The organism is Pseudorhodobacter wandonensis (assembly GCF_001202035.1).
Taxonomy (GTDB): Bacteria; Pseudomonadota; Alphaproteobacteria; order Rhodobacterales; family Rhodobacteraceae; genus Pseudorhodobacter; species Pseudorhodobacter wandonensis.
In genome coordinates this window covers 18,450-43,984 of record NZ_LGHT01000045.1, presented here as the reverse complement: position 1 = coordinate 43,984, position 25,535 = coordinate 18,450, and the positions used below count along the sequence as shown (strand labels likewise).

23 protein-coding genes and 1 riboswitch are annotated in these 25,535 nt (G+C 59.3%); of the genes, 13 read left to right on the top strand and 10 right to left on the bottom strand.

The annotated features are described in order from the left end of the window. The first annotated feature begins 93 nt into the window (after positions 1–93). Complete coding sequence (locus tag AKU79_RS17780) at positions 94–3,273, top strand: ATP-binding protein (RefSeq protein ID WP_050524937.1); 3,180 nt, start codon at positions 94–96, stop codon at positions 3,271–3,273. Here the strand turns inward: AKU79_RS17780 and AKU79_RS17775 are convergent. The 9 genes from AKU79_RS17775 to cobO form a co-directional block, all read right to left on the bottom strand. Continuing rightward, positions 3,270–4,562: an amidohydrolase family protein gene (locus AKU79_RS17775; RefSeq protein ID WP_050524936.1), complete on the bottom strand. Its 1,293-nt coding sequence runs from the start codon at positions 4,560–4,562 to the stop codon at positions 3,270–3,272. The two genes, AKU79_RS17780 and AKU79_RS17775, sit on opposite strands and share 4 nt — an antisense overlap. Further along, the gene (locus AKU79_RS17770; protein WP_050524935.1) at positions 4,562–5,509 is read right to left on the bottom strand and encodes an ABC transporter permease; all 948 of its coding nucleotides are present in this window, start codon (positions 5,507–5,509) and stop codon (positions 4,562–4,564) included. Before AKU79_RS17770 ends, AKU79_RS17775 begins: the two co-directional genes overlap by 1 nt. Next, entirely contained in the window at positions 5,506–6,555 is a 1,050-nt protein-coding gene (locus AKU79_RS17765; protein ID WP_050524934.1) for an ABC transporter permease, read from the bottom strand. Before AKU79_RS17765 ends, AKU79_RS17770 begins: the two co-directional genes overlap by 4 nt. Further along, positions 6,545–8,083, bottom strand: coding sequence for an ABC transporter ATP-binding protein (locus tag AKU79_RS17760; RefSeq protein ID WP_082224107.1), 1,539 nt, complete (start codon positions 8,081–8,083; stop codon positions 6,545–6,547). The genes AKU79_RS17765 and AKU79_RS17760 overlap by 11 nt, the downstream gene beginning before the upstream one ends. After that, positions 8,080–9,090 (bottom strand): BMP family protein, encoded by a 1,011-nt coding sequence (locus tag AKU79_RS17755; protein WP_050525107.1) that lies wholly within the window; start codon positions 9,088–9,090, stop codon positions 8,080–8,082. Before AKU79_RS17755 ends, AKU79_RS17760 begins: the two co-directional genes overlap by 4 nt. 179 nt (positions 9,091–9,269) lie before the next feature. Continuing rightward, complete coding sequence (locus AKU79_RS17750) at positions 9,270–10,715, bottom strand: cobyric acid synthase (RefSeq protein ID WP_050524933.1); 1,446 nt, start codon at positions 10,713–10,715, stop codon at positions 9,270–9,272. 3 nt (positions 10,716–10,718) lie between these two features. Beyond that, positions 10,719–11,057, bottom strand: coding sequence for a Lin0512 family protein (locus AKU79_RS17745; protein ID WP_050524932.1), 339 nt, complete (start codon positions 11,055–11,057; stop codon positions 10,719–10,721). Beyond that, entirely contained in the window at positions 11,058–11,381 is a 324-nt protein-coding gene (locus AKU79_RS17740; RefSeq protein ID WP_050525106.1) for a Lin0512 family protein, read from the bottom strand. A 12-nt stretch (positions 11,382–11,393) separates the two neighbouring features. Beyond that, complete coding sequence (gene cobO, locus AKU79_RS17735; protein ID WP_050524931.1) at positions 11,394–12,026, bottom strand: cob(I)yrinic acid a,c-diamide adenosyltransferase; 633 nt, start codon at positions 12,024–12,026, stop codon at positions 11,394–11,396. 138 nt (positions 12,027–12,164) lie between these two features. Further along, positions 12,165–12,387: riboswitch (cobalamin riboswitch) on the top strand. Between the two features lie 83 nt (positions 12,388–12,470). Here cobO and AKU79_RS17730 point away from each other — a divergent pair. Genes AKU79_RS17730 through cobJ form a run of 7 tightly spaced genes read left to right on the top strand, consistent with a single transcriptional unit; the run spans position 12,471 to position 20,428 of the window. Continuing rightward, positions 12,471–12,884: a DUF1636 family protein gene (locus tag AKU79_RS17730; protein WP_050524930.1), complete on the top strand. Its 414-nt coding sequence runs from the start codon at positions 12,471–12,473 to the stop codon at positions 12,882–12,884. Next, positions 12,877–13,911 carry a cobalamin biosynthesis protein CobW gene (gene cobW / locus AKU79_RS17725; protein WP_050524929.1) on the top strand — a complete coding sequence of 345 codons (1,035 nt, stop codon included), beginning with the start codon at positions 12,877–12,879 and terminating at the stop codon, positions 13,909–13,911. The genes AKU79_RS17730 and cobW overlap by 8 nt, the downstream gene beginning before the upstream one ends. Before the next feature lie 3 nt (positions 13,912–13,914). Further along, positions 13,915–17,145, top strand: a complete 3,231-nt coding sequence (cobN, locus tag AKU79_RS17720) for a cobaltochelatase subunit CobN (RefSeq protein ID WP_050524928.1) — start codon at positions 13,915–13,917, stop codon at positions 17,143–17,145. Next, positions 17,094–18,338 (top strand): precorrin-3B synthase, encoded by a 1,245-nt coding sequence (cobG, locus tag AKU79_RS17715; protein WP_231580230.1) that lies wholly within the window; start codon positions 17,094–17,096, stop codon positions 18,336–18,338. Before cobN ends, cobG begins: the two co-directional genes overlap by 52 nt. Beyond that, positions 18,328–18,957: a precorrin-8X methylmutase gene (locus AKU79_RS17710; RefSeq protein ID WP_050524926.1), complete on the top strand. Its 630-nt coding sequence runs from the start codon at positions 18,328–18,330 to the stop codon at positions 18,955–18,957. The genes cobG and AKU79_RS17710 overlap by 11 nt, the downstream gene beginning before the upstream one ends. A 2-nt stretch (positions 18,958–18,959) precedes the next feature. Next, on the top strand, positions 18,960–19,685 hold the full coding sequence (locus AKU79_RS17705) for a precorrin-2 C(20)-methyltransferase (protein ID WP_050524925.1): 726 nt from the start codon (positions 18,960–18,962) through the stop codon (positions 19,683–19,685). Next, positions 19,682–20,428: a precorrin-3B C(17)-methyltransferase gene (cobJ, locus tag AKU79_RS17700; protein WP_050524924.1), complete on the top strand. Its 747-nt coding sequence runs from the start codon at positions 19,682–19,684 to the stop codon at positions 20,426–20,428. Before AKU79_RS17705 ends, cobJ begins: the two co-directional genes overlap by 4 nt. Here cobJ and AKU79_RS17695 read toward each other — a convergent pair. Further along, complete coding sequence (locus tag AKU79_RS17695) at positions 20,404–21,147, bottom strand: cobalt-precorrin-6A reductase (RefSeq protein WP_050524923.1); 744 nt, start codon at positions 21,145–21,147, stop codon at positions 20,404–20,406. The two genes, cobJ and AKU79_RS17695, sit on opposite strands and share 25 nt — an antisense overlap. Here AKU79_RS17695 and AKU79_RS17690 point away from each other — a divergent pair. The 5 genes from AKU79_RS17690 to cobA are packed head-to-tail and all read left to right on the top strand — an operon-like array spanning position 21,146 to position 25,518. Next, a complete protein-coding gene (locus AKU79_RS17690) occupies positions 21,146–22,330 on the top strand; it encodes a bifunctional cobalt-precorrin-7 (C(5))-methyltransferase/cobalt-precorrin-6B (C(15))-methyltransferase (RefSeq protein ID WP_050524922.1) in 1,185 nt (394 codons plus the stop codon). The genes AKU79_RS17695 and AKU79_RS17690 overlap by 2 nt on opposite strands. After that, positions 22,327–22,683, top strand: a complete 357-nt coding sequence (locus tag AKU79_RS17685; RefSeq protein WP_050524921.1) for a cobalamin biosynthesis protein — start codon at positions 22,327–22,329, stop codon at positions 22,681–22,683. Before AKU79_RS17690 ends, AKU79_RS17685 begins: the two co-directional genes overlap by 4 nt. After that, positions 22,680–23,465 (top strand): precorrin-4 C(11)-methyltransferase, encoded by a 786-nt coding sequence (cobM, locus tag AKU79_RS17680; RefSeq protein WP_050524920.1) that lies wholly within the window; start codon positions 22,680–22,682, stop codon positions 23,463–23,465. The genes AKU79_RS17685 and cobM overlap by 4 nt, the downstream gene beginning before the upstream one ends. Continuing rightward, on the top strand, positions 23,462–24,784 hold the full coding sequence (locus tag AKU79_RS17675) for a cobyrinate a,c-diamide synthase (RefSeq protein WP_050524919.1): 1,323 nt from the start codon (positions 23,462–23,464) through the stop codon (positions 24,782–24,784). Before cobM ends, AKU79_RS17675 begins: the two co-directional genes overlap by 4 nt. Continuing rightward, complete coding sequence (gene cobA, locus AKU79_RS17670; RefSeq protein ID WP_050524918.1) at positions 24,781–25,518, top strand: uroporphyrinogen-III C-methyltransferase; 738 nt, start codon at positions 24,781–24,783, stop codon at positions 25,516–25,518. Before AKU79_RS17675 ends, cobA begins: the two co-directional genes overlap by 4 nt. The last annotated feature ends 17 nt before the right edge of the window (positions 25,519–25,535 follow it).

Sequence of the window (25,535 nt, the reverse complement as noted above, 5' to 3'; positions counted from 1 at the left end):
GATAGAAAACTGTTTCGCCAGCAGCGCATGTCACACAGTTTTTCGACATCGGTTTGACCAGCAAACGGCCCTCTGCAGTGGGCGTATCAGATAATGCAAACTCTGGTACCTCTTGGCGGTGAACGGCGTTGGACAGCTGTGTTGATGGCCGACTTGGCAGGATCAACGGTTATCACCGAACAGATTGGTACCGAGAATGCTTACCTATTACTGACTCGGCTTATTGCCATGGCCGTCAGCGCCGTAGAGCATGAAGGCGGAACCGCCCTAACCTTTGGCGGAGACAGCTTGTTAGCGTCTTTTGGCGCCCCAATCGCAGTAGAGGAAGCGTCGTTGCGGGCCTGCCGGGCGGCACTTGCCTTTCAAGCCGCCGTCGTCGAAGAAACCGACAGAATCGAGGCGCAGTTTGACGTCCGCCCCACCTTTCGGATCGGCATTAGCGGCGGCATGGTCGTCGTAGGCCATATGGGCCCAAACGCCGGAATGGACCTGAACATCATGGGCCAGCCGGTAAATATGGCCGCACGCTTGCAAGAGCTTGCCAAGCCGGGCCAAATTCTCTTGTCCGACGCGATATTCGAGCAAGTTGCCGGAGAGGTCGAGTTTGAAAACCTGGGGCCTCACACGCTGAGAGGCATTGCGGGCAAGTCGCCGGTCTTTGCATTGCACAGAACGATTGAATCGTCACAAAGGTTTGCAGGGCGGATCAGGCGCGGTCTGGTCGATATGGTTGGGCGCAGAGACCAACTTAGCGCGCTGCACAACCTATCGCAGACCGCGCCTGTTGGTTGGAACTTGGGCCTGATCGAGGGGCCCCCGGGTATCGGAAAGTCACGCTTGCTGCACGACCTGCGGTTTTCCCTGCAAGGTGAACGACGCATTTTTCAGGGCCAATGCCGCGCCGGTTCCAAAGTGCTGTTTCAACCGTTTGCGGATATTATTGTCGCTGCGAGCCAGGTTGATCCAACTGAGGGCCAAAATGCTGTGTTGGCAGGCCTGCAGCAAGTGCTGGGACAAGATATAGATCTTGGACCTTTGCAACATGTTCTGTCGCCGGGCAAAGATGTCGATATTTCCAGTACCCCGACCAACCAGGCCCTTGCACTGCGCTTGTGCCTCAAACAGGCACTGGCGCGTCTTTACGAAACCCAACCCTGCCTTTTGGTAATCGAAGATGTACATTGGATCGACGGCTCCAGCCGAAACCTGCTTGATGACTTGCTGCGGGACTCCGATTTCCAAGCCAACATCACTGCCCGCCCCATATTGCTGACCAGCCGACCAGAAGGCACGCACCATTGGGCAAAGCACGAAAAGGTCACCACGCTACATCTGGAAAGCCTGACCTTAAAAGAGACAAAAGCATTGGCATCCCGCAGATTGCGCAACGCAAAGCTGTCGGCCGGATTGGTGCAGACCCTCTATGAAAAATCAGAGGGTAACCCTTTGTTTATCGAAGAAATCCTGCGCTATCTTGGCGCAACCGATGCGATAGGGGATGGCAAGGATGGGTTGACGATTCTGGGCAATGCAGACATCGGCTTGGCAAGCGGAAACCTTCAACATCTTGTCATGTCTCGCGTCGATGCCCTGCCCGCACCGATGCGCCGAACGCTCCGTTTTGCCGCTGTGCAAGGCCGTCAGTTCAGCGCGCTCGTGTTGAAAACCGTTCAGCTTGGGCAAGATATTTCCCAGCATCTGGCCGAAGCGGCAGATCGCGGTTTGATCGAGGTCGCGCCACTGGGCAAAAAAGACTGTTGGCGCTTTCGTCACGCGCTGCTTCGAGATGCAATTTACAGCAGCCTGCTTGAAGATGATCGCCGCCTGATGCACCACACCGTTGGCACGATGATCGAGCACCTTAATTTGGCGCGGCTTGACGAAGTTTCGGAAACCTTGGCCTTTCACTTTCATACGGCCCAAACCCCTACGCGCGCCGCCCCTTACTTAATCCGATCTGCCCGCAAAGCATTGCAAGTTTATGATCTGAGCGAAGTCGACCGCCTATTACTGCTGGTCCGCGACATGCTACGCGAAAACCCTGAAGTTATTGATCAGGCCAAGATAGACCAAATGGTTATGATTTGGGGAGAGGCCATGACGCTCAAGGGCGATTTTGCCCGCGCTATCGAAGTGGGGCGCGAATTCTTGCCTAAACTGCGGGCCGGAGGAAATGCGCGTGCAATTGAAATTACGGTCTCACATTACGCCACAGCCTTGGCCCATACGCGCCACTACCAACAGGCGATCGAGCTGGCACTGAATGGGATCGATCAGGCCCGACGGCGTGGCGACGAAATGTCGGCCGCATGGCTGCATCTGCCTTTGCTACGGGCCTATGATGAAACCAACGCCGTCTCGCTCGAGGCCTATATGCAGCTGTCCAACGACAGTTTGCATATTGCCGAGAGGCTTGGCGAAACGCGCTTGAAAATGCAGCTCATTTATTTGCAGGCTGCAAAATACCGGTCCCATGGGAAAATGAATGCGGCACGCGAACGCAGCCTTGCACTGCAGGATTTTGCGATCTCTGAAAACGATAAACGCGGCCAAAGTTTTGCAGCCTGGTCCCTAAGTCTGTTGCATCAAATTGCCGAAGAAAATGAGGCCGCAGTTCAACTGACCGAAGCCGCTATGCCGCTGAGTCTGGCTGGAACTGCGGATGCACATGTACTGAAGTCTGTTTGGGCGGCAAATGTCGTGTTGGGCAGCACCCCCCAAAAGGCCCGTGCAACGCTGGATGAAATGCTGGAGCTGTCGCGCAAATATCTCGATTATAACATCATTCAAGGGAATGAGCTGATCGATGCAATCTACCATTTGCGACTTGGAATGATAAGGATCGGCTGGACCCGGCTTTGCGCAGTTATCGAACGCACCCGCATTGATGGGAATGTTGTGTTCAGCCGCTACTTCCATCTGGTACGCGCTGAAGTACTGCTGAAAATTGCGGGTTTGATGAAAGAACCGGTGCCTGCACCGGATTTGCCAGACCGCAGCGTACAGCCCCCACCACAGCCGGGGCTGAAAGACATTGCGACAGTGATCGCCATTCGCTTTAAGGCGCGCAAACTGGCGGCGGCAGACCTCGCTTATTTTCGCGCAAACTATCACGGTGATGGCACCGGCCTTCTTGAGGCACGCGTGTTGACTTGCGAGGCACTTTTGACCCGCAATAGAAATCTGCGCAGCGAAATGCTGCACCGTGCCAGTCAACTGGCGCAGGACGAAGGAATGCAGATATTGCAAAGCAGGATCAAAGCCCAGCTTTAGGGCTGTGGATGGGCCCTACCCGTAACGTGGCGGCGATTGATCGATGCAGGCCGCCCCGGCAGCGCAAGGTTGGCATCATTGCGCTGCCGTTTGGCAACCAACTTACCTTTTGACACAACGGCAAGCCTGTCTGGCCGCAGGCGCAGCGCCTCAACCGGCCCACCAGCATCCAGCACGACAAGGCTAGCTTGTGCGCCAACCCGCAAACCGTAGTCCTGCAGGTTCATAATGGTTGCGTTTTGCGTAGTTACCATATCGAAACAACGCGCCATCTCGTCAGGTGAAGTCATCTGCGCAACATGCAAGCCCATGAACGCCACATCCAGCATATCGGCTGTGCCAAGGCAGTACCAAGGATCCAAAACGCAATCCTGCCCCCAACCCACAGTGATACCATGCGCCTGCATTTCTTTTACCCGCGTCAGGCCGCGCCGTTTCGGAAACGTATCGTGCCGCCCCTGCAATGTAATATTTATCAATGGGTTAGGAATGGCACACAAACCGCTTTCGGCAATCAAGGGCAGTAACTTCGACACATAATAATTGTCCATCGAATGCATCGAGGTCAGGTGACTGCCCGCCGCCCTGCTGCCAAGGTCCAACCGCTGCACCTCATAGGCCAAAGTTTCCACATGGCGCGACATAGGGTCGTCGGTTTCATCACAATGCAAATCCAGCATCAGACCACGGTCTGCCGCAATTTGCGCAAGGTCCGTTACCGAGGCCGCTCCCTCTGCCATTGTTCGTTCAAAATGCGGAATCCCGCCCACCACATCGACGCCCATTTCCAAGGCCCGGATCAGGTTTTCGCGTCCGGTTTTCGTGCGATACAGCCCGTCTTGCGGAAAGGCCACCAGCTGTAGATCAAGGTAGGGCGCGACGCGGCGCTTGACCTCTAACATCGCCTCAACCCCGCGCAAATGGTCTGGCGTGGTATCGACATGGCTGCGAATGGCCAAAAGACCCATGGAAACCGCCCAGTCGCAGTAGTCTACTGCGCGGGAAATCATTTCATCTACAGTGGCAATATCGCGCAGTTCGCCCCACAGGTTGATGCCTTCCAGCAAGGTACCCGAAGCGTTCAGACGCGGCGTGCCATACGATAGCGTGGCATCCATGTGAAAATGCGGGTCTACAAAGGGTGGGCTAACCAAATCACCTGTTGCATCAATAATTTGCCTAGCAGCATCGGGTAAATTTCCCATCGCCGCAATACGGTCACCGGAAATGCCAATATCACTGCGGGTGCCATCGGGCAATGTGCCGCCTTTGATCAGCAGATCGAACATCAACGCTCTCCTTTGTTGAATGGCACCATTAGCGCCGAGGGCACTTGGGCGCGGCGTGACATCAAGATCAGCGCGAGGATAGACAGGAAATAAGGTGCCATCAGAAACACCTGATAAGGTACCGCCTGCCCGATAGGTGTTTGTTGCAAACGAATTTGCAGCGCGTCAAAGCCAGCAAACAGCAGCGCCCCCAGCAGCGCCTTGCCGGGCCGCCAAGCCCCGAAAACGACCAACGCAATGCAAATCCAGCCGCGCCCGTTAACCATCTCAAAGAAAAAGCTGGAAAACGCCGAGAGCGTCAGGAATGCCCCGCCAACGGCCATCAGCCCCGAGCCCACAATAACCGCCCCCATCCGCAAGCGCGTAACCGAAAGCCCTTGGGCCGCCACTGCGTTCGGGCTTTCGCCGGCCGCACGAATGGCAAGGCCAAGCGGTGTGCGATACAGGATAAGCACGGTCAGGGCCACCACGGCGAATGCCGCATATGTAAGTGCGGTTTGTGCAAATAGTGCTGGGCCAAGCAATGGAATATCAACAAGATAGGGAACCTCCACAGCCTGAAAAGGTTCGATTTTTGGTGGGCTTGTCACCTCGGGCAAGATTAGCCGATAGGCGAAATAACTGGTCGATGTCGCCAAAAGCGTAATGCCAAGCCCAACCACATGCTGGCTAAGGCCAAAGGGTACTGTCAGCGTGGCGTGCAGCAGGCCAAACAGCATCCCCGCCAGCATCGCGACGAAAACACCGCCCCAAAGGCCCATCCCCAGATACACCGCCATCCAACCCGAAAACGCGCCAATGACCATGATCCCTTCGATCCCAAGGTTCAGCACGCCTGCCCGTTCGCAAATCAACTCTCCCATCGTGGCAAAGATCAGGGGCGAGGCAATCCTCACTGCAGCGGCCCAAAAGCTGGCAGTCAGCAGAATGTCAAACAGCGCGTTCATCCCCGCACCATGCGATACTTGGTCAGGCCAATCGCCAAGACCATCAGCAGCAGTGCCGTCGCCAGCAGCATATCGGCGATATATGTCGGCACTTGCGCCGCACGGCTCATGCTATCGGCCCCCACGAAAATACCCGCAACAAAAATCGCTGAAATAACAACGCCTAACGGATGAAGCAGTGCCAACATCGCGACAATAATCCCCGTATAGCCAAACCCCGGCGACAGATCGAGGCTCAGGTGCCCCTTTAGCCCAGCCACCTCGGAAAACCCTGCAAGTGCCGCCAAACCGCCGGAAAGCAAGGCGGTTTTCACCAAAACCCGGTTCAGCGGAATTCCCGCAAACCGCGCCGCCTGTGGGTTAAACCCCACGGCCCGCATCTCATAACCCAGTGTGGTGCGGGTTTGCAAAAACCAGATTAAGGCCGCTGAAATCAGGGCCAATCCGAACCCCCAATGCAGGCGCAGCCCCGCCACAATCCGCGGTAAGCGCAGATCCTTATCCAGCGGAGCCGATTTGGGCCAGCCCATACCCATCGGGTCTTTCATCGGGCCTTCGAGCAGGTAAGATACCAGTAACAGCATGATAAAATTTAACAAAAGCGTAGTCACCACCTCGTCCACACCATAACGGGTTTTAAGCATAACAGGTACCAGCAGGACCACAGCACCAGCCAACATGGCGCCCAAAGCAATCAATGGCAGCGCCGCCCCGCCAAAGTTTGATAGCGCCGAAGTCCCCAGAATAACCGTTACAATCGCGCCCCCATAAAGCTGCGCCTCGGCGCCGATGTTCCACAGCTTTGCCCGGAACGCGACAGCAATTGCTAAACCCGTGAAGATAAGCGGAGTCGCACGGTTCAGCGTTTCTAGCAGTGCGAATTTTGACCCCGCGGCCCCCTGAACAATCAGCCCCAAGGTTTGCAAGGGGTTGCCGCCCGCAATGGCCGCCAAACCAGAGGCAACCAGCACAGTCACACAAATCGCCAGCGCCGGAAAACCGAGGCTGCGGGCAAGGCTAGGGTTCGCGATTGGTTCAAGCCGCATCTGAAAATCCTTGCCCCGCCATCCATAGCCCCAGTTCGGCCGCTGTAAGGGCGCCACGTCTGAATTCCGGCGACAAGCGCCCCTCGGACATCACATGAATAACATCTGACAATCCCATGATTTCATCCAGATCTTCTGATATCAACAACACCGCCGCACCTGCATCGCGTGCCGCCAACAGCCGTCCGTGAACATAGGTGATCGCCCCTATATCCAACCCGCGCACTGGCTGGTTTGCCAGAACAATCTTTGGCCCCAACTCTAGCACCCGCCCCAAAATCAGCTTTTGCATATTGCCGCCAGAAAGCTGGCGGATCGGGCCTGACGGACCGGGGCAGCGCACGTCATAGGTATCGATCAGCTTGCGGGTGTGGTCTTCGGCCGCGCGCCAGTTCATCAGGCCGTTGCGGCTGAACGGGGCCTGCGCATAGGTTTCCAGAATGGCGTTTTCAGTCAAAGAAAAATCTGCGATTGTGCCGGTTTTATGCCGATCCTCGGGGATGCGCGCGATGCCTGCCGCCACAGCCGCGCGGGGCGACCAAGCGGCTGCGGCAAAATCCAACTCTAGCGCACCGGTTTCGGGTGTCAAAAGCCCCGAAATCAGGTCAGACAGCGCAGATTGCCCATTCCCCGAAACGCCTGCAAGGCCGGTAATCTGCCCTGCCCGCAACGCAAGCGACACGGATTTTAGGCCAGGGGCCGCGCCCATGCTGCGAGTAGTCACGTCGCGCAAGGTTAAAAGCGCAGGGCCGGGCAAACCAGGCGCAACACTTGGCAGCGTAACCTCGGCCCCGACCATCAATTCGGCAAGCGCGTGGCGGTCGGTATCACGGGTGGCAACCTCGCCAACCAATCGCCCGTGCCGCAACACCAAAACACGCGAGGACAAGGCCGTAACTTCATGCAATTTATGTGAAATAAAGATGACAGACAGGCCGGCTTTTACTGCCCGCCGCAAGGTATCAAACAGCGCCTCGCTTTCTTGTGGCGTCAGCACTGCGGTCGGTTCGTCCAGAATTAGGATCCGAGCATCGCGGTACAATGCCTTAAGGATTTCAACCCGCTGTCTTTCGCCCACAGTCAGGCTGCCCACCAAAGCGTCAGGATCAACCCTTAGGCCAAAATCATTCATAAGCCGCGCCAGTTTGGCCCGCGCAGCGGTTCCTTTCAAGCTAAACCGCCACAGCGGCACCGTGCCAAGCTGGATGTTTTCCAGCACGGTTAAGTTATCGGCCAGCGTGAAATGCTGATGCACCATGCCCAAGCCAGCCGCCAATGCGGCGCGGGGGTTGCCGGGTGGCAAGGGCTTGCCAAACACCTGCACGCTACCTTCATCGGCCGTATATTGGCCAAACAGAATGTTCATCAACGTGGTCTTGCCCGCGCCGTTTTCACCCAACAGGGCTATGACTTCACCACGACGCAAATCCAAAGAAATCGCGTCATTCGCGGTTAACGCGCCGAAACGTTTCGTGATGCGATCAAGGCGCAGAACAATGTCCTGCGCCCCCGAAGATATTGATGTCACGAGGATTTCGGCTCTTCGTCGTTAACCTCAACCGTAAAGGCACCTGATTTGATCGCGGCCTCTTTTTCAGCCACGAGCGCCAGCGCGGCCTCGGGTACTTTGCCCTCAAATGTGCCCAGCGGGGCCAGCGAACAACCACCCTCTTTCATCAAGGAATAGGTGCCATAATTAGCCGCTTTAAAGCTGCCTGCCTGCACGGCGGCAACGGCTGCGTTAAAAGTCGGCTCAAATTGCCACAGCGCCGAGGCGACGACGGTTTCGGGGTAATCGGCCTGCGTATCAATCACGTTGCCGATTGCCAGAACGCCCTTTTCCATCGCCGCATCCGACACGCCAAAGCGCTCGGCATAAAGCATATCCGCGCCGTTTTCGATCATCGCAAAGGCAGTTTCTTTGGCCTTTGGCGGATCAAACCACGAGCCGATAAAGCTGATCTGAAACTTGATCTCGGGGTTGGATTCTTTGGCGCCGGCCATAAAGGCGTGCATCAGGCGGTTCACCTCGGGGATCGGAAAGCCGCCTACCATGCCGATATTGCCTTTGGTCATCGCCCCCGCAATGATGCCCGACAGATAGCTGGCATCCTGAATATAGTTGTCAAACACCGCAAGGTTTGGCAGCGCCTCATCGGGCATAAAGCTGGAGCCCATAAGGAACGCCACATCAGGGTATTCGGCGGCCACTTCGCGGGCCTCTTGCTCAACGCCGAAAATCTCGCCCACGATCAGTTGCACGCCGCTTTCAGCATATTCACGCATGACGCGCGGGTAATCGGTGTTCGAGGTGTTTTCGGTGTAGGTGTAATCCACCTGTCCCGCCGCTTTGGCCGCCTCGGCCGCGACATGGATGCGGCTGACCCATTGCTGTTCAACCGGCACCGTATAGATGCCTGCGACTTTGATCGGCGTTTGTGCGCTGGCAATGCGGGGCAGCAGCCCTGCACCAAGCGCGGCCCCTGCCCCTATAAGAAGGCTACGGCGTGACGTGGAATACATCATCTTGTGCATGTTTTGTCCTATCCCTGTTTGTTTTTGATGTTTGACCAGATGGTAAAGCAAGAATGCGATTCGCTACAAGCAAGCAGAAAATGTTTTGCCATCATCCACAGCATCCGGCCAAACTGCTACACAAACAGGCACCCGCAGCTGTATTGCGCATATTTTGCGCAACGACTGTTACGAGAAATCTATTTCGCCAAAGCCAAAAGGCCCGACACATCGATATACCGCTCTAAATGGGTGGCCAAAGCATCCAGAGTTTGCTCAACAGCAGCGCTGTAAGACATGGTTGATGCCGCTGCCCCCCGCGCCGCCAGAAACGCTGCACGAAAGCTGTCATCAACAAAGAGGCCGTGCAAATAGCTGCCCATGATACGACCGTCGTTTGAGACCGCACCTTCAGGCGTGCCATTCACTGTCGCAAATGGCCGTGCGCGCGCGGGGCCCTCGCTGCGGCCAATGTGGATTTCATAGCCTGAAATGGGGCAGCCGGTTTCAACATGCGTGGCGGAAACGCGGGTCAGGGTTTTGTCGGGGCTCATCACTGTTTCAATATCCAAAAGGCCAAGGCCCATTGTGTCGCCGGCCACGCCTTCGATTCCATGCGGATCGCGCACCCATTCGCCAAGCATCTGATACCCGCCGCAAATGCCCAGCACCGCCCCCCCGCGCCGCACATGGCCCGCAATATCGACATCCCAGCCCTGGGCGCGCAGATAGGCCAAATCGCCACGCGTGGATTTGGACCCCGGAATGATGATCAGATCGGTATCCCCCGGCACCACCTCGCCCGCGCGGATCATGCGTAGGGACACGCCCGGTTCCTGCGCCAGCGGGTCGAGATCGTCGAAATTGGCGATGCGCGACAGGGCAAGGCAGGCGATTTTATAGCTGCCCGTGCCACCGCCGCACGGCAGGTCAAGCGCATCCTCGGCCGGCAAGCGGCTGGCATCTGCGAAAAACGGCACCACGCCAAAACCGGGCCATGTGGTGCGATCGGCAATCAGTTTGTAACCATCATCAAACAATGACACATCACCGCGAAATTTGTTGATCAGAAACCCTGCGATCAAGGCATTATCGGCGGGGGCCAGCACGGCTTGGGTACCGATCATCTGCGCAATCACGCCGCCACGGTCAATATCCCCCACCAGCACCACCGGAACGCCAGCCGCTGCCGCAAAGCCCATATTGGCAATGTCACCGCTGCGCAGGTTCACCTCGGCTGGGCTGCCTGCACCTTCGACGATCACCAGATCACATTGCGATTTCAGGCGGTTAAAACTGTCGAGCACGGGCGCCATCAGGCTGGGTTTCAGGGCCGAGTATTCGCGCGCCTTAACCGTGGCTACCCGCCTGCCTTGTACAATTACCTGCGAACCGACCTCGGATTCCGGTTTCAGCAAGACCGGGTTCATATCAACCATCGGGTCCACCCCGCAGGCCATCGCCTGCAACGCCTGTGCGCGGCCGATTTCGCCACCATCGGCGGTGACGGCGGCGTTGTTCGACATATTTTGCGGCTTGAACGGGCGCACCGACAGGCCGCGCAGTTTCGCCGCACGGCACAAGCCCGCCACCAGCAAGGATTTCCCGACGTTCGAGCCAGCCCCTTGGATCATCAGCGCAGGCATAAGTCAGACCTGTTTTGGCAAAAACGCCTCAACCGCCGCCGTGGCGATCACCAGCACATTGCCATTATCGGGGTTGGTGACGTTCAAACCGCCGTGGGTCGCGGTCACAACCGCCCGCCCGCGCGGCAGGTTCTTTGCCAGCGCCGCACAATCAACTACTTCAGGGTTTTGCACGCCAATCGTCACCCGCACCTCCATGTCCGAATGCGCAAGACCCATCGCATCGAACATCGGAATAGAGGAATGGCGGATCGCATCCTCGATCGCGCGGGCGGCGGCTTTGGTGTAATCTTGGCCGTATTGGTCGTTACCCATGCCCATTTCAATAATAAAGCGCTGCATCTAAACCTCGAATGAAACGGAAATGGCAGCATTGGCGATGACCGTGGGCAGGCCGCCATCAGCGCGCGGCACATCGAGCCCGCCGTGAACGACGCGCACCGAAACCTGCCCGTACGGGAACACGCCCGCCAGTGCATCCGTGTCCACGCGGTCGGGCTGCTGGACGCCAATTTCCAGATCAATCAACATATCCGATTTATCGCGGCCGAAAAGCTCGGCCAAGTTGATCGAATTATGCCACAGCGCGTCTTTGACCGCCCGCACCGCCGCCTCGGTATAATCCTGACGGCGCAGGGATGTCCCCATCCCCATTTCGGTAAGCATCCGTTTTTTCACCTAAAACTCCACACCCTTTTGCGCCTTGATCCCCGAGCGGAACGGATGCTTGATCAAGGTCATTTCTGTCACCAGATCGGCCAGTTCGATCAATTCCTCTTTCGCATTGCGGCCTGTCAGAACCACATGGGTCATCGGCGGCTTATGATCGCGCAAAAAGGCCACGACTTCGGCGATATCCAAGTAGTCATAGCGTAGGGCGATGTTGATTTCATCCAGCAAAACAAACTGGATCTCGGGGTCAAGGATCAGCTCCTTTGCCTTGGCCCAACCAGCTTGGGCGGCGGCCACGTCGCGCTCGCGGTCTTGGGTTTCCCATGTAAACCCTTCGCCCATCGCGTAAAACTGGCAAAGTTCGGAAAAATTCGCCTCGATCAAACGCCGCTCGCCAGTGTCCCACGCGCCTTTGATAAACTGCACCACCGCGCAAGGCATCTCATGCGCGATGCAGCGCAGGATCATCCCGAAACCGGATGAGGATTTGCCTTTACCCGCCCCCGTATGCACAATCACAAGGCCCTTATCGCCTTCTTTGGTCGCCATGATCTTATCGCGGGCGGCTTTTTTCTTGGCCATTTTACTGGCGTGGCGGGCGTTATCTACAGGCGGTTTTTCATTTGCGGATTCGGGCATGGCATCAGGTCCTTTTCGGTCGGTTTGGCGTATCATTGGCACCAGTTGCCGCCCACTACAACCCGAACCCACGGCACTTGCCGCGACAATTGCGGCAGGGTTGGATTACGGGGGCGCTTGACTCCGCCCTGTTACATACGCCAAACGTGCCATGCTGGTGCCCGAAACATTCGGGTGAAAAGGGAATGTGCCAAGGCGATCCGCCCCAAACACAGCCGCCCCCGCGACCGTGACCGGAGAGGTCGCCCAAAGCCACTGGCCGCGAGGTACGGGAAGGCGGGGCAGCCGACAGGGCCAACCCGATTTGGGTACCCCCTGACATCCGCAAGCCGGGAGACCTGCCAGCCATAAGACAAGACGTTTCCGGGCGGGGTGCCCCGGTGTCGGGCATTACTATGCGCCCGCCATTTACCCCGGTCCCTGTTGCCAAAAAGGACCGATGAGATGCCAGACCAACCAGATGCCACCTTGCCAGATGCCGAATTACTGATCTGCGTGACCTGCAAATCCAGCGTCGTAACTGACCCAACGGATGATGATACTCGTCCCGGCGCACTGCTTTATGCGGCCTTGATGGCGGGCGAGATTCCTTCGGGCGTTAAGGTGCATGCCGTCGAATGCCTGTCCAACTGCACACGCGGTTGCACGGTTGCGCTGCGGGGTGGTGACCGTTGGTCCTATGTTTACGGTAACCTGAACCCCGAAACTGATGTCGAAACCCTGCGCGATGGCGCTGCCCGCTATCAAGCTGCCGCAGATGGGCTGGTGCCATGGCGCGAAAGATCGCAACACTTTCGCAAGAATTGTATCGCCCGCATTCCTCCACTTACCTTGACCAAGGAAACCCCAAATGTCTGATCTATCCAAAATCCCCGTTACCGTGATCACCGGTTTCCTCGGCTCGGGCAAAACCACGCTGATCCGGCATTTGATGATGAACCCGCAGGGCAAGCGGCTGGCGGTGTTGGTCAATGAATTTGGCACCGTGGGCGTCGATGGCGATATTCTGAAATCCTGCGCCGATGATAACTGCCCCGCCGAAAATATTGTCGAGCTGGCAAATGGTTGCATCTGCTGCACCGTGGCCGATGATTTCATCCCGACGATTGAGGCGCTGATGGCGCTGCCGCAACGCCCTGACCATATTCTTATTGAGACCTCGGGCTTGGCGCTGCCTAAACCGCTGCTCAAGGCGTTTGACTGGCCTGCAATCCGGTCGAAAATCACTGTTGATGGTGTGATCGCGCTGGCCGATGCCGAGGCTGTGGCCGCTGGCCGCTTTGCCCCCGATGTGGCGGCGGTGGATGCCCAGCGCGCGGCTGATGACAGCATTGACCATGAAACCCCTTTGTCCGAGGTGTTTGAGGATCAGATCTCCTGCGCCGACATCATCCTGCTGTCCAAGGCTGACCTGGCGGGTGAGGCTGGTCTGGCCGCTGCCCGTGCCGTGATTGCGGCGGAAACCCCGCGCGAGTTGCCGATGATCGCGATGACCGATGGCATCATTGATCCGCGCGTGATCCTTGGCCTGAACGCAGCCGCCGAAGATGACATCGACGCCCGCCCCAGCCACCACGACGGCCATGACGACCACGAGCATGACGATTTCGAATCCGTGGTGATCGACCTGCCCGAAGTGGCCGACCCCGAGGCGCTGCAAGCTGCGATTATCCGCCTTGCCCGCGAACAGCATATCCTGCGCGTCAAAGGTTATGTCGCCGTGACGGGCAAACCGATGCGGATGCTGGTGCAAGCCGTGGGCGAACGCATCCGCGCGCAATACGACCGGCCTTGGGGCGACACAACGCGCCAAACCCGCCTTGTGGTGATTGCCGAGCATGACCATGTAGATGAGGCCGCCATCCGCGCCGTTCTGGTGGGCTAGGCCATGCATGTCGTCTTTCGCGAAAGCCACGGGCTAGAGGAAACGGACGCGCCGTTTGACGTGGGGCAAAGCCCTGCCGATTTGGTGGTGCTGTCGTTTTCTGATAGCGACCTTGGGGCTTTCGCGGCAGGCTGGCATCGCGGTAAGGGCAAGCTGCCCTCGACCCGTTTGGCCAATCTGGTGGCGCTGCGGCATCCGCTGTCGGTTGATACCTATGTCGAAAATACGCTGGCAGGGGCCAAGGGCATTCTGATCCGCCTGATCGGCGGCGAAAGCTATTGGCCCTACGGCTTGGCGCAGGTGCAGGATCTGTGCCGCCGCCAAGGTATTGCGCTGGCGGTTGTGCCTGCCGATGGCCGACCAGATGATCGGTTAGATGCACTGTCCACCCTGCCCCTGTCTACCCTGCGCCGGCTGTCTGCGCTATGCGAAGCAGGCGGTGCAGTGGCAGCCCAAGCGGCATTGGCACAACTTGCCCTTGCGGCGGGGCTTTATGCCGGGCCCGTCGCGGGTGATAAATCCATGCCCGAATGTGGCTGGTATGACCCAGATATGGGCGTGGTAGCAGGGCCTGTGGGCGGTGGCCCAACCGTCGTCGTTACATTCTATCGCAGTTATCTGACTTCGGCCGATACCGACCCTGTGGATGCGCTGATCACCCGCCTGCGCAGGCGCGGTTTCAACGCGATCGGCCTGTTTGCCAATTCACTGAAAGCCCCTGTTTCTGCAGCTTGGGTGCGCCAATCTCTGGTTACGCTTGCCCCTGTCGCCGTGATCAATGCCACCGCCTTTTCGGCCAAAGGGGCCGATGGCACCTCGCCCCTTGACGCCGCCGGTTGCCCTGTGTTTCAGGTCGGGCTGTCTACGGCGCGGCGGCGCGAATGGGCGGCGGCCGATCGTGGGTTGTCGCCCGCCGATCTGGCAATGCATGTGGTGCTGCCCGAGGTGGATGGCCGCATTTTCGCAGGCGCCGTCAGCTTTAAATCCCCCACCCCGCGCGACCCTGACCTGCAATATTCGCGCTTTACCCACCGCGCGGATGCGGGGTTGGTCGACGCTATTGTCGAGAAAGTCGCCGCTTGGCACCAGTTGGCACAAACGCCCGCGCCCGACCGCCGTTTGGCGCTGGTGCTGTCCACTTATCCGGGCAAAACTTATCAGCTGGCCCATGCCGTTGGCCTTGATGCACTCGCGTCAACCGAGGCGATATTGGCCAGTCTTCAAGCGGCGGGTTATGACGCTGCAGCGGGTGAATCCCTTGGCTTGGAACTTACACATCACACGCTATCGTGGTCGCTTGACGCTTATAAAACCGCGCTGAAAACCTTGCCACAAGCTTTGCAAGATGATCTGGCCGCTGCTTGGGGAGATGTTACATCCGACCACTGCTATCGCGATGGCGCCTTCCATTTCAGCGCCCTACGTCGAGGCTCAACCCTGATCGCGCTGCAACCCGAACGCGGCGAGGTTGCAAGCCGCGACGATGATTACCACGACCTGTCTCGCACGCCGCGCCATGGATATGTGGCGTTTTACCTCTGGCTGCGCGCCCAAGGACTGCACGCGCTGGTGCATGTTGGCGCGCATGGTACGTTGGAATGGCTGCCGGGCAAATCGGTGGCCCTGTCGGCCACCTGCTGGCCTGACGCATTAACCGGCCCCCTGCCCGTCATCTATCCCTTTATCGTCAATGACCCGGGTGAGGCCGCGCAGGCCAAGCGCCGCATCGGCGCGGTCACGCTGGGCCATATGCCGCCGCCTTTGGCGCTATCGGAAACGCCTGCCAATATGACACGGCTGGAACGGCTGCTGGATGAATATTCCACCGCCGATGGTTTGGACCCCGCGCGCCGCACCCGCCTGATTGCCGATGTGCGGGCCGAGGCGCAGGCCGCAGGGGTCGAGGCTGATCTGGGCCTTGCCCCCGATGCCTCACCCGCCGAGGCGATCACGCGGATTGACCGCTTTGTCTGTGATATCAAAGAAAGCCAATACGGCGAAGGGCTGCATATCTTTGGCCCCAATGGCGAGATGGAGGGTCTGCTGACCGCTCTGTCCGGCCGCCGCGTGGCCGCTGGTCCGTCAGGGTCGCCCTATCGTGGCCGCACCGATGTGTTGCCGACGGGGCGCAATCTGTTTTCGGTTGACCCGCGTGCGGTGCCGTCGCGTTCGGCCCATGCCCAAGGCGTGAAGCTGGCCGAGGAACTGCTGCGCCGCCATTTGCAAGACCACGGCGATTGGCCGCGGGGGTTGGTGATTGATCTGTGGGGCTCGGCATCTATGCGGACCAGTGGCGAAGAATTTGCCATGGCGATGCATCTGGCAGGTGTTGCCCCGCGCTGGGACGACGGGTCTGAACGCGTCTCGGGTTATGAAATCACACCATTGGCCCTGCTGCGCCGCCCGCGCATTGACGTAACCTTGCGGGTGTCTGGTCTGTTTCGCGACATCTTCCCCGGCCTTGCACAGCTGTTCGAATCCGCAGCCGAGGCACTTTCACAGCGCGATGAGGCCCCCGAGGACAACCCCTACACCCAGCGCAGCCCCCGCGTTTTCGGCCCCAAACCGGGGCTGTATGGTATGGGCATGACCGACGCTCTTGAGGATTATTCCGACGCAGGCCGTGCGGCGGCTGGCGAAGCGTGGCTAAAAGGGTCTGAATGGGCGATCAATGCCCAAGGTACGGCGCATCATGCGCGGGACGCGCTAGAGGCCCGTGTTTTGGCCGCCGACGGCTTTGCCCATGTGCAGGATTTGGCCGAAACTGATGTGCTAGTGGCATCCGATTACGCCGCCCATGAAGGCGGGTTTGCGGCAGCGGTGGCAGCGCTTGGCGGGCAAGCACCTGCGCTTTATCATCTGGACGCCACCCGCGCCGACAGCCCCCGCGCCCGCACTTTGGCCGAAGAAATCGCCCGCGTTATCCGCGCCCGTGCCGCCAACCCGAATTGGGCCAACAGCATGATGAACCACGGTTTTCGCGGTGCTGCCGAGGTGGCGGCGACGCTGGATCACCTTGCCTCTTTCGCGCATCTAACCCGCGCCGTACCGCCGCATCTGTTTGATTTGTACCATGATGCAACCTTGGGCCGCGAGGATCTAGTGGCCTTTTTGGAGCGCGAAAACCCTTCTGCCTTGGTTGCAATGCAGGCGAAATTCGCGGCCTTGCGCGATGCAGGCTTGTGGCTGACACGCCGCAACTCTATCGCCGCGACATTGGAGCCGCAGCGATGACGATGGCCCAAGCCCCAATCATTCAAGGCTGGTGCCCGGGTGCCCTGCGGCCGATGATGTCGGGCGACGGCCTTGTGGTGCGGGTGCGCCCACGTGGTGGCAAGCTGACCGCAGCGCAGGCGATTGCCATTGCCGAACTGGCGGCACGTCATGGCAACGGGCTGCTAGACCTGTCCAATCGCGCCAACCTGCAAATCCGTGGCGTGACGCAAGGCAACCACCCTGCACTGATCAAGGGTCTGCGCGAAATTGGTTGCCTTGATGAAACCGCCGAGATTGAAGCCCGCCGCAACATCATGGTTTCACCGTTCTGGACCGAAACTGATGACACGCTGGCGATTTACACGGCCTTAGCTGCAGAACTTGCGGCCGAGAATGCGCCGCAACTTCCTGGAAAATTTGGCTTTTCGATTGATCTGTCAGCTGACAACCAGCTTGCAAGCGCCCCCGCCGATATTCGGATAGAGGCGGCCAAAGGCGGTATTTTGGTACGTGGAGAAGGCTTTGCAACTGGCGCGTTGGCAAGCAATGCCAAGGCGGCGGCCACGCTTGCAATCGCACTGGCCCATTGGTTCACCCAAACGGGCCATATTCAGAACGGGCGTGGCCGTATGGCGACGGTTTTTGCCGATCTTGCTAGCCAAGATCGCCACAAGCGCCTGCCCGCAGTCTTTCAAACACACCCTGCGCGGTCGGCAAACCCGTGGCCTCCGCAGATCGGGCCTTGCGCCAAAGGAATGTTCATAGGTTTTGCCTTTGGCCAAATGCAGGCGCAAACCCTTGCTGATCTTGCCAAATTCGGCGACCTGCGGCTAACCCCTTGGCGGATGGTTTTGGTTGAAAATCTGGCAACACCGCCCGACCTTGCTGGTCTGATCACCAGCCCCGATGACCCACTTACGCGCGTGGTCGCTTGCACCGGCGCGCCCGGGTGTCCGCAGGCATTGGCACCCACCCGCGCCCTGGCCACGGCTTTGGCCCCCCATGTGCCCGCTGGCAAAACCCTGCATGTTTCCGGATGTTCCAAAGGCTGCGCACACCCCGCATCGGCTAATTACACCCTTGTCGCCACCGTCACTGGCTTTGCCCCGTTGCACAATGCCACCGCAGCCGCTACGCCCCGCACCACCCATCCTGCCGCCGATCTGGCCGCAAACCCCGATCTTTTGTTTGAGAACCCCAATGCCCCATAAGTATGAGACCGACGGCGCTGCCATCTACCTGCAATCCTTTGCGATGATCCGCGCCGAGGCCGATCTGGCGCGTTTCACACCCGAGGAAGAAATTGTTGCGGTGCGCATGATACACGCCGCGGGCATGGTGGGGTTGGAGCAATACATCCAGTTCTCGCAGGGTATGGCGATTGCCGCACGGGCGGCACTGGAAGACGGTGCGCCGATTTTCTGCGATGCGCATATGGTATCTGAAGGCATCACCCGCACCCGCCTGCCGCGTGACAATGAGGTGATCTGCACCCTGCGCGACCCTGCGGTGGCGGGCTTGGCGACGGAAATGGCGAACACCCGTTCAGCGGCGGCGCTGGAACTGTGGCGCCCCAAACTCGCCGGCGCCGTTGTGGCGATTGGCAACGCGCCTACTGCACTGTTTCACCTGCTGAACATGCTAGAGGACCCAAGCTGCCCGCGACCTGCGGCGATTATCGGCTGCCCCGTGGGGTTCGTGGGTGCTGCCGAAAGCAAAGAGGCGCTGATCACCGCACCACCTGTCCCATCATTGGTGGTTTCAGGGCGGCTTGGCGGGTCAGCCATCACTGTGGCCGCGGTAAACGCGCTTGCCAGCCGAAAGGAATAACCATGGCCCGTATCATCTGCGCAGGGCTTGGGCCGGGCGACCCCGATCTAATCTCGGTTAAATCGGACCGCGCGGTGCGGGGTGGGGAAACCATCGCCTATTTCCGCAAAGCCGGTAAACGCGGCCAAGCCCGCCAGATTGTCGAAGGCATGTTGCGCGAAGGCGCGGTGGAATTGGCAATGGAATACCCTGTCACCACCGAAATTCCGTTCAACAGCCCGGAATATAACGACCTTTTGGCGCATTTTTACGATGACTGGGCCGAACGCCTTGCCACCATGCCCGGCGAGGTGGTGGTGCTGTGCGAAGGTGACCCCTTCTTTTACGGTTCCTTCATGCACCTCTATACCCGCCTATTGGGGCGGGTCGAGATGGACGTGATTCCCGGTATCACGGGGATGACCGGCTGCTGGAATGCGACCGGCGTGCCGATCACTTGGGGCGATGATGTGATGAGCGTGGTCATGGCCACCCTGCCCGAAGAGGATCTGGTGCACCATATCGGCCAAGCCGATGCGCTGGTAATTATGAAAACCGGCCGCAACCTGCCCAAAGTACGCCGCGCGCTGGAAACGGCAGGGCGGCTGGATCAGGCTTGGCTGGTGGAACGCGGCACCATGCCAAAACAACGGGTGATGAAGCTGGCCGATTTGCATGACAGTGACACGCCCTATTTCGCCATCGTGCTGGTGCATGGCCACGGGCGCAGGCCGGAGATTGCAGAATGAGCACTTCAAACTCAGGTTGGCTGGTGGTCGTAGGGCTTGGCCCCGGTGCGGAAGATTTGGTAACACCGCAGGTTGCCGCAGCTTTGGCGCAGGCGACTGATGTTGTCGGCTATATCCCTTATGTGGCCCGCGTGGCACCGCGTGAGGGGCTAACCCTGCATCCCTCCGATAACCGTGTGGAAATTGACCGCGCCCAACATGCCTTGCAATTGGCAGCGCAAGGCCGACGCGTGGTCGTTGTCTCATCAGGCGATCCGGGGGTTTTCGCTATGGCCTCGGCTATTTTTGAGGCGTTAGAGGCGCGGCCTGAATACCTTAACCTCGATATTCGTATTCTGCCCGGCATTACAGCAATGCTGGCGGCGGCCGCGAGTGCGGGCGCGCCATTGGGCCATGATTTCTGCGCGATCAACCTGAGCGACAACCTAAAACCCTTTGCCACAGTGGAAAAACGGGTCGCCCTAGCCGCACAGGGTGATTTTGCAATGGCATTTTACAACCCGCGCTCGGCCAGCCGCCCGCATCAATTCGCCCGCGTGCTAGAAGTGCTGCGCGAACATTGCGAGCCGTCGCGCATGATCATCTTTGCCCGCGCGGTTTCCACGCCGGATGAGGCGCTGAACACCGTCACATTGGCCGAGGCGACGCCGGAAATGGCGGATATGCGCACGGTTGTGCTGGTCGGCAATTCACAGACCCGCCGCATCGGGCCACATATTTACACGCCACGTTCCGCGCTATGACCCAACCACGCCAGCACCTCGGTGACCGAACCCACGACATGACGCGGCGGCAAAACCGGCCGGTCGATCAAGATCACAGTCACGCCCAGCGCGCGGGCGGCAACCAACTTTGCCTCTGCCCCGCTGCCACCGGCATTTTTGGCGACAATATGGGTGATGGCATTGGCTTGCAGCAGCGCGCTATCACCCGCAACATCAAACGGACCACGTGCAATGATCGCTGTGGCATTGGCCAGGAGCAAGGCACTGGGCCTATCCACCAGACGCAGCAGGTAAAAATGTTGGGGCTTGGCGGCAAAGGGCGCAAGGTTCTGCTTGCCTATCGCAAGGAAAACGCGGGCGGGCGCATCGGGCAAGGCTGCGACAGCGCCCCCGATATCTGGCACATGCTGCCAATCATCGCCCTGAATGGCACCCCACGGCTGACGCTCCAGTACCAAAAGCGGAATGCCACAGTTATGGCTGGCCTCAAGAGCATTCCGGCTTATTTGCGCGGCAAAGGGGTGAGTGGCGTCAATGATATGCGTAATGCCTTGGGCCCGAATATAGGCCGAAAGCCCCGCAACGCCTCCAAACCCGCCCACCCGCGTCGGCAAGGGCTGCGCCACGGGCTGCGCGGTGCGCCCGGCATAGGAAAAGACGGCATCCATGCCCCGCGCGGCCAAAGCTGCGGCAAGGTTGGAGGCTTCGGTCGTTCCACCCAGCAGGAGGATGCGCATGGCTGATCCTTGGTTGCATGTCATTGGCTTGAATGAAGACGGCTTGTGCGGTTTGTCAAGCACTGCCCGCAAAGCGCTTGATGCGGCTGCGGTGATCTTTGGTGGCCCGCGCCATTTGGAACTGGCGCAAGTTGGGGCGCGTGGGCAGGCTTGGCCAGTGCCATTCTCAGTTGATCCTGTGCTGGCCCTGCGCGGGCAAAAGGTGGTTATCCTCGCCTCGGGTGATCCGTTATGGTTTGGCGCCGGCGGGTCGATTGTGCCGCATCTGGCGCCCGATGAATGGCGCAGCTTTCCGGCCCCGTCCACCTTTGCGCTTGCCGCAAACCAATTGGGCTGGCGGCTAGAGGATACGCGCTGTTTTGGCCTGCATGCTGCGCCTTTTGCGCAGCTTTCGGGGCATTTGCACAAAGATCAACAGCTGATCTGCCTATTGCGCGATGGGGCTGCACCTGCCGAACTGGCCGCTTGGTTGGTGGCCCAAGGCGCCGCGCAAACCGAAATGCATGTCATGGAACGCCTTGGCGGGCCGCAAGAACGGCTGCGCCATGCCCGCGCTGATGGGTTTGACCTGACGGATGTGCAGGCCCCTGTCGCCGTAGCCCTTCACATCACCCAAAACGCGGGCCGCGCCAATTCGCCCGGCCTGCCCGACGACAGCTTTGCCCATGACGGGCAAATCACTAAACAACCGATCCGTACACTGACAATCGCGGCCCTTGCCCCGCGCAAAGGCGCGCTGCTGTGGGATATCGGCGCGGGTTCTGGCTCGATCTCGGTCGAATGGTGCCTTGCGGGCGGCCGCGCTGTGGCAATGGAAGCAAAGCCACAGCGTTGTGCCAATATCACTAGCAACATTGCGGGATTTGGACTGGCGCAGCAGATGACGCTGGTTGAAGGAAAAGTGGAACCCACCCGCCTGCACAATTTACCCCAGCCCGATGCGGTGTTCATAGGGGGCGGGGCAAATGAGGCACTTGTCGCGGCGCTTTTTGACCTGCTACCGCAAGGTACGCGGCTGGTTATAAACGGCGTGACCTTGGAAACGGAAATGCTGCTGGCTGACTGGCACGCGCGAAAAGGCGGCAGCCTGTTGCGGATTGAACTGGCCAGTGCGGCCCCTCTTGGCAAAATGCGCGGCTGGCAACCCGCCCGCCCCGTAGTGCAGTGGAGCGTGGTGCTATGATTATCGCAGGTTTTGGCTTTCGTGCCTCGGTAACGTTGCCCAGCCTGCGCGGGCTGTTGGGGGCAACCCAAGTTGATGCGCTGGCCGTGGTTGCCGACAAGGCTGATCACCCCGCAATTCTGGCTCTTAGCCATGAGATAAACAAACCGCTGCTGTGCGTACCGCTGGATGCGCTGGCAAGTGACCGCGCCCGAACCCCTGCGCCACACCAACCGCCCCGCTATGGCAAAACCTCGGTCGCCGAGGCCGCGGCCTTGGCCGCCGCTGGACCAGGGTCTATACTGATACAAAGCCGCATCACCGCGCCCGATGGCACGGCGACCATGGCCCTTGCACAAAGGAAAAACTCATGACCGTTCATTTCATCGGGGCAGGCCCCGGTGCCGCCGACCTGATCACCTTGCGCGGGCGTGACCTGATCGCCGCCAGCCCTGTCTGCCTTTACGCAGGTTCGCTGGTACCGCAGGCACTGCTGGCCCATTGCCCCGAAGGTGCGCGGATTGTGAACACGGCATCCTTATCGCTGGATGAGATTATGGCCGAGATTTCTAGCGCCCATTCTGTGGGCCAAGATGTCGCCCGCCTGCATTCCGGCGATTTGTCGGTCTGGTCGGCGATGGGCGAGCAACTGCGCCGTTTGCGCAGCCTTGGCATTCCTTATGATGTGACCCCCGGCGTACCATCCTTTGCCGCCGCCGCAGCGACCCTGGGCGCCGAGCTTACTCTGCCCGGCGTGGCGCAATCGGTGATTTTGACCCGCACCTCGGGCCGCGCCAGTGCGATGCCGCCGGGCGAAACCCTATCGGCCTTTGCCGCCACCGGGGCCACGCTTGCCATTCATTTGTCGGTGCATGTGCTGGACCGAGTGATCGCAGAACTGACGCCGCATTACGGGCCCGATTGCCCCGTCGCGGTGGTGTGGCGTGCAAGCTGGCCCGACCAGCGCGTGGTCAAAGCCACGCTAGAGACGTTGGAAACAGCGATTGGCGCGGAAATGGAGCGCACTGCCCTTATTCTTGTCGGACACGCGATCGGGGCCGAGAGTTTTGACGAAAGCCGCCTTTATGCCGGCGATTATGATCGCCGCTATCGTCCCGTCGGCACCGAGCCGCGATTTCCCGATACAGCTCTATGATCAGAGGCTTGCTGATATCTGCGCCCGCGTCCGGCACGGGAAAAACCACGGTAACGCTGGGGCTTCTGGCCGCCTTGCGCGCCCAAGGTATTTCAGTGCAACCCTACAAAAGCGGGCCGGATTATATCGACCCCGCATTTCATACCGCCGCATCGGGGCGCGCCTCGTTCAACCTTGATAGCTGGGCAATGCCCAAAGATACGCTCGGCAATATGTTGGCACATGCGGCGGGGGCCGATCTGATCCTGGCCGAAGGCTCGATGGGTCTGTTTGACGGCGTAGCGACTGTGGGCGAAACCGGCAGTGGCGCAAGCGCGGATATGGCGACGCTCATGGGCTGGCCTGTGGTGCTGGTAATCGATGTGTCAGGTCAGGCGCAATCGGCCGCGGCCGTGGCGCTCGGCTTTGCCAAATTGCGGCCCGAGATGCCATTTGCGGGTGTTATTCTGAACCGCATCGCCTCGCCCCGACACGAAGCGTTGGTCCGTGCAGGGATGGAAGCTGCAGGCATCCGGGTGTTCGGCGCCCTGCCCCGCAATCCCGAAATCACCTTGCCCGAGCGCCACCTCGGGTTGATCCAAGCTGAGGAAAACCCTGTTCTTGAGACGATTTTGCAACGGGCGGCTGCTTTTGTGGCGGCACATGTCGATATTCCAGCACTGCTTTTGGCGGCAAAAGCCACAGAAGTCACAATAGCAGAACCTCTACGCTTGCCGCCGCCGGGCATGCGCATTGCCCTTGCGCGCGACGCTGCCTTTTCATTCATTTACCCGCATTTGCTTGAGGGCTGGCGACAGGCTGGCGCGACAATTCTGCCGTTTTCTCCGTTAGGTAACGAAGGCCCCGATGACAGCGCCGATTGCTGTTGGCTACCGGGGGGATACCCAGAGCTACACGCCGGAAAAATCGCAGGTGCTTCGGTTTTTCTACAAAAAATCAAACGCTTTGCCGAAAGCCGCCCAGTGCATGGCGAGTGCGGCGGATACATGGCGATGGGTGCTGCGCTCATTGACAAAGACGGTGTGCGGCACGAAATGGCCGGGCTGCTGGGCCTTGTTACGTCCTACGAAAAGCGCAAAATGCATCTTGGCTACCGGATTGCGAAACTGGCACATGCTATGCCCGGCCATGCTTCGGGCAGCGGCTTGCGCGGGCATGAGTTTCACTATTCCACAATTCTAGACCAACCCGATGCCCCCTTGGCCGAGGTACACGATGCAAATGGTGCCACCGTCCCCGAAACCGGCTCCTTGCGCCGCCACGCGCAAGGTGGCATTGCAACGGGAACTTATTTCCACCTAATCGGGCGCGCGACATGACCGGCTTTGTTTCTTTCGTCTCTTCTGGCCCCGGCGATCCGGATTTATTGACGCTTGCTGCGCTAAAGCGGCTGCAAGCTGCGGATGTCGTCTTGTACGATGACCTGTCGTCTGGCCCGATCCTAGAGCATGCGCGGCAAGGTGCCGACCTTATCAGCGTTGGTAAACGCGCGGGGCGCCCGTCCGCCAAGCAAGAGCATGTGAACCGGTTGTTGGTAGACCACGCCCAAAGTGGATCCCACGTTGTGCGGCTGAAATCAGGCGATTCAGGCGTATTCGGGCGGTTAGAGGAAGAAATCACCGCATTGCGCGCCGAAGGCATCCGGTTTGAAATTATCCCGGGCGTTACATCTGCCTCGGCTGCTGCGGCAGCCGTTGGCATCCCGCTGACGCGCCGCCTGACCGCGCGGCGGGTACAGTTTTTGACTGGCGCAGATGTAACCGGCCAACTGCCCAAAGGATTGAACTGGGCCGCACTTGCCGACCCCGAAGCCACGACGGTTATTTACATGGGCAAACGTACCAGTGCCGCCTTGGCTACGCAGCTACAAGCACATGGGCTGCCCGCCGAAACCCCTGTATTGCTTGCGCAAAACGTCTCTAAACCTGATCAGAGCATGACACGTGGAACGCTAGGCACCCTTGCACAGATCGTGGCGGACCAAGACAATGACGGACCGGCCCTGATAATGATCGGGCCATTGATGATGGGGCCCCTGACCGACGGCGCCTGAAATCTGACTGGCAGTCG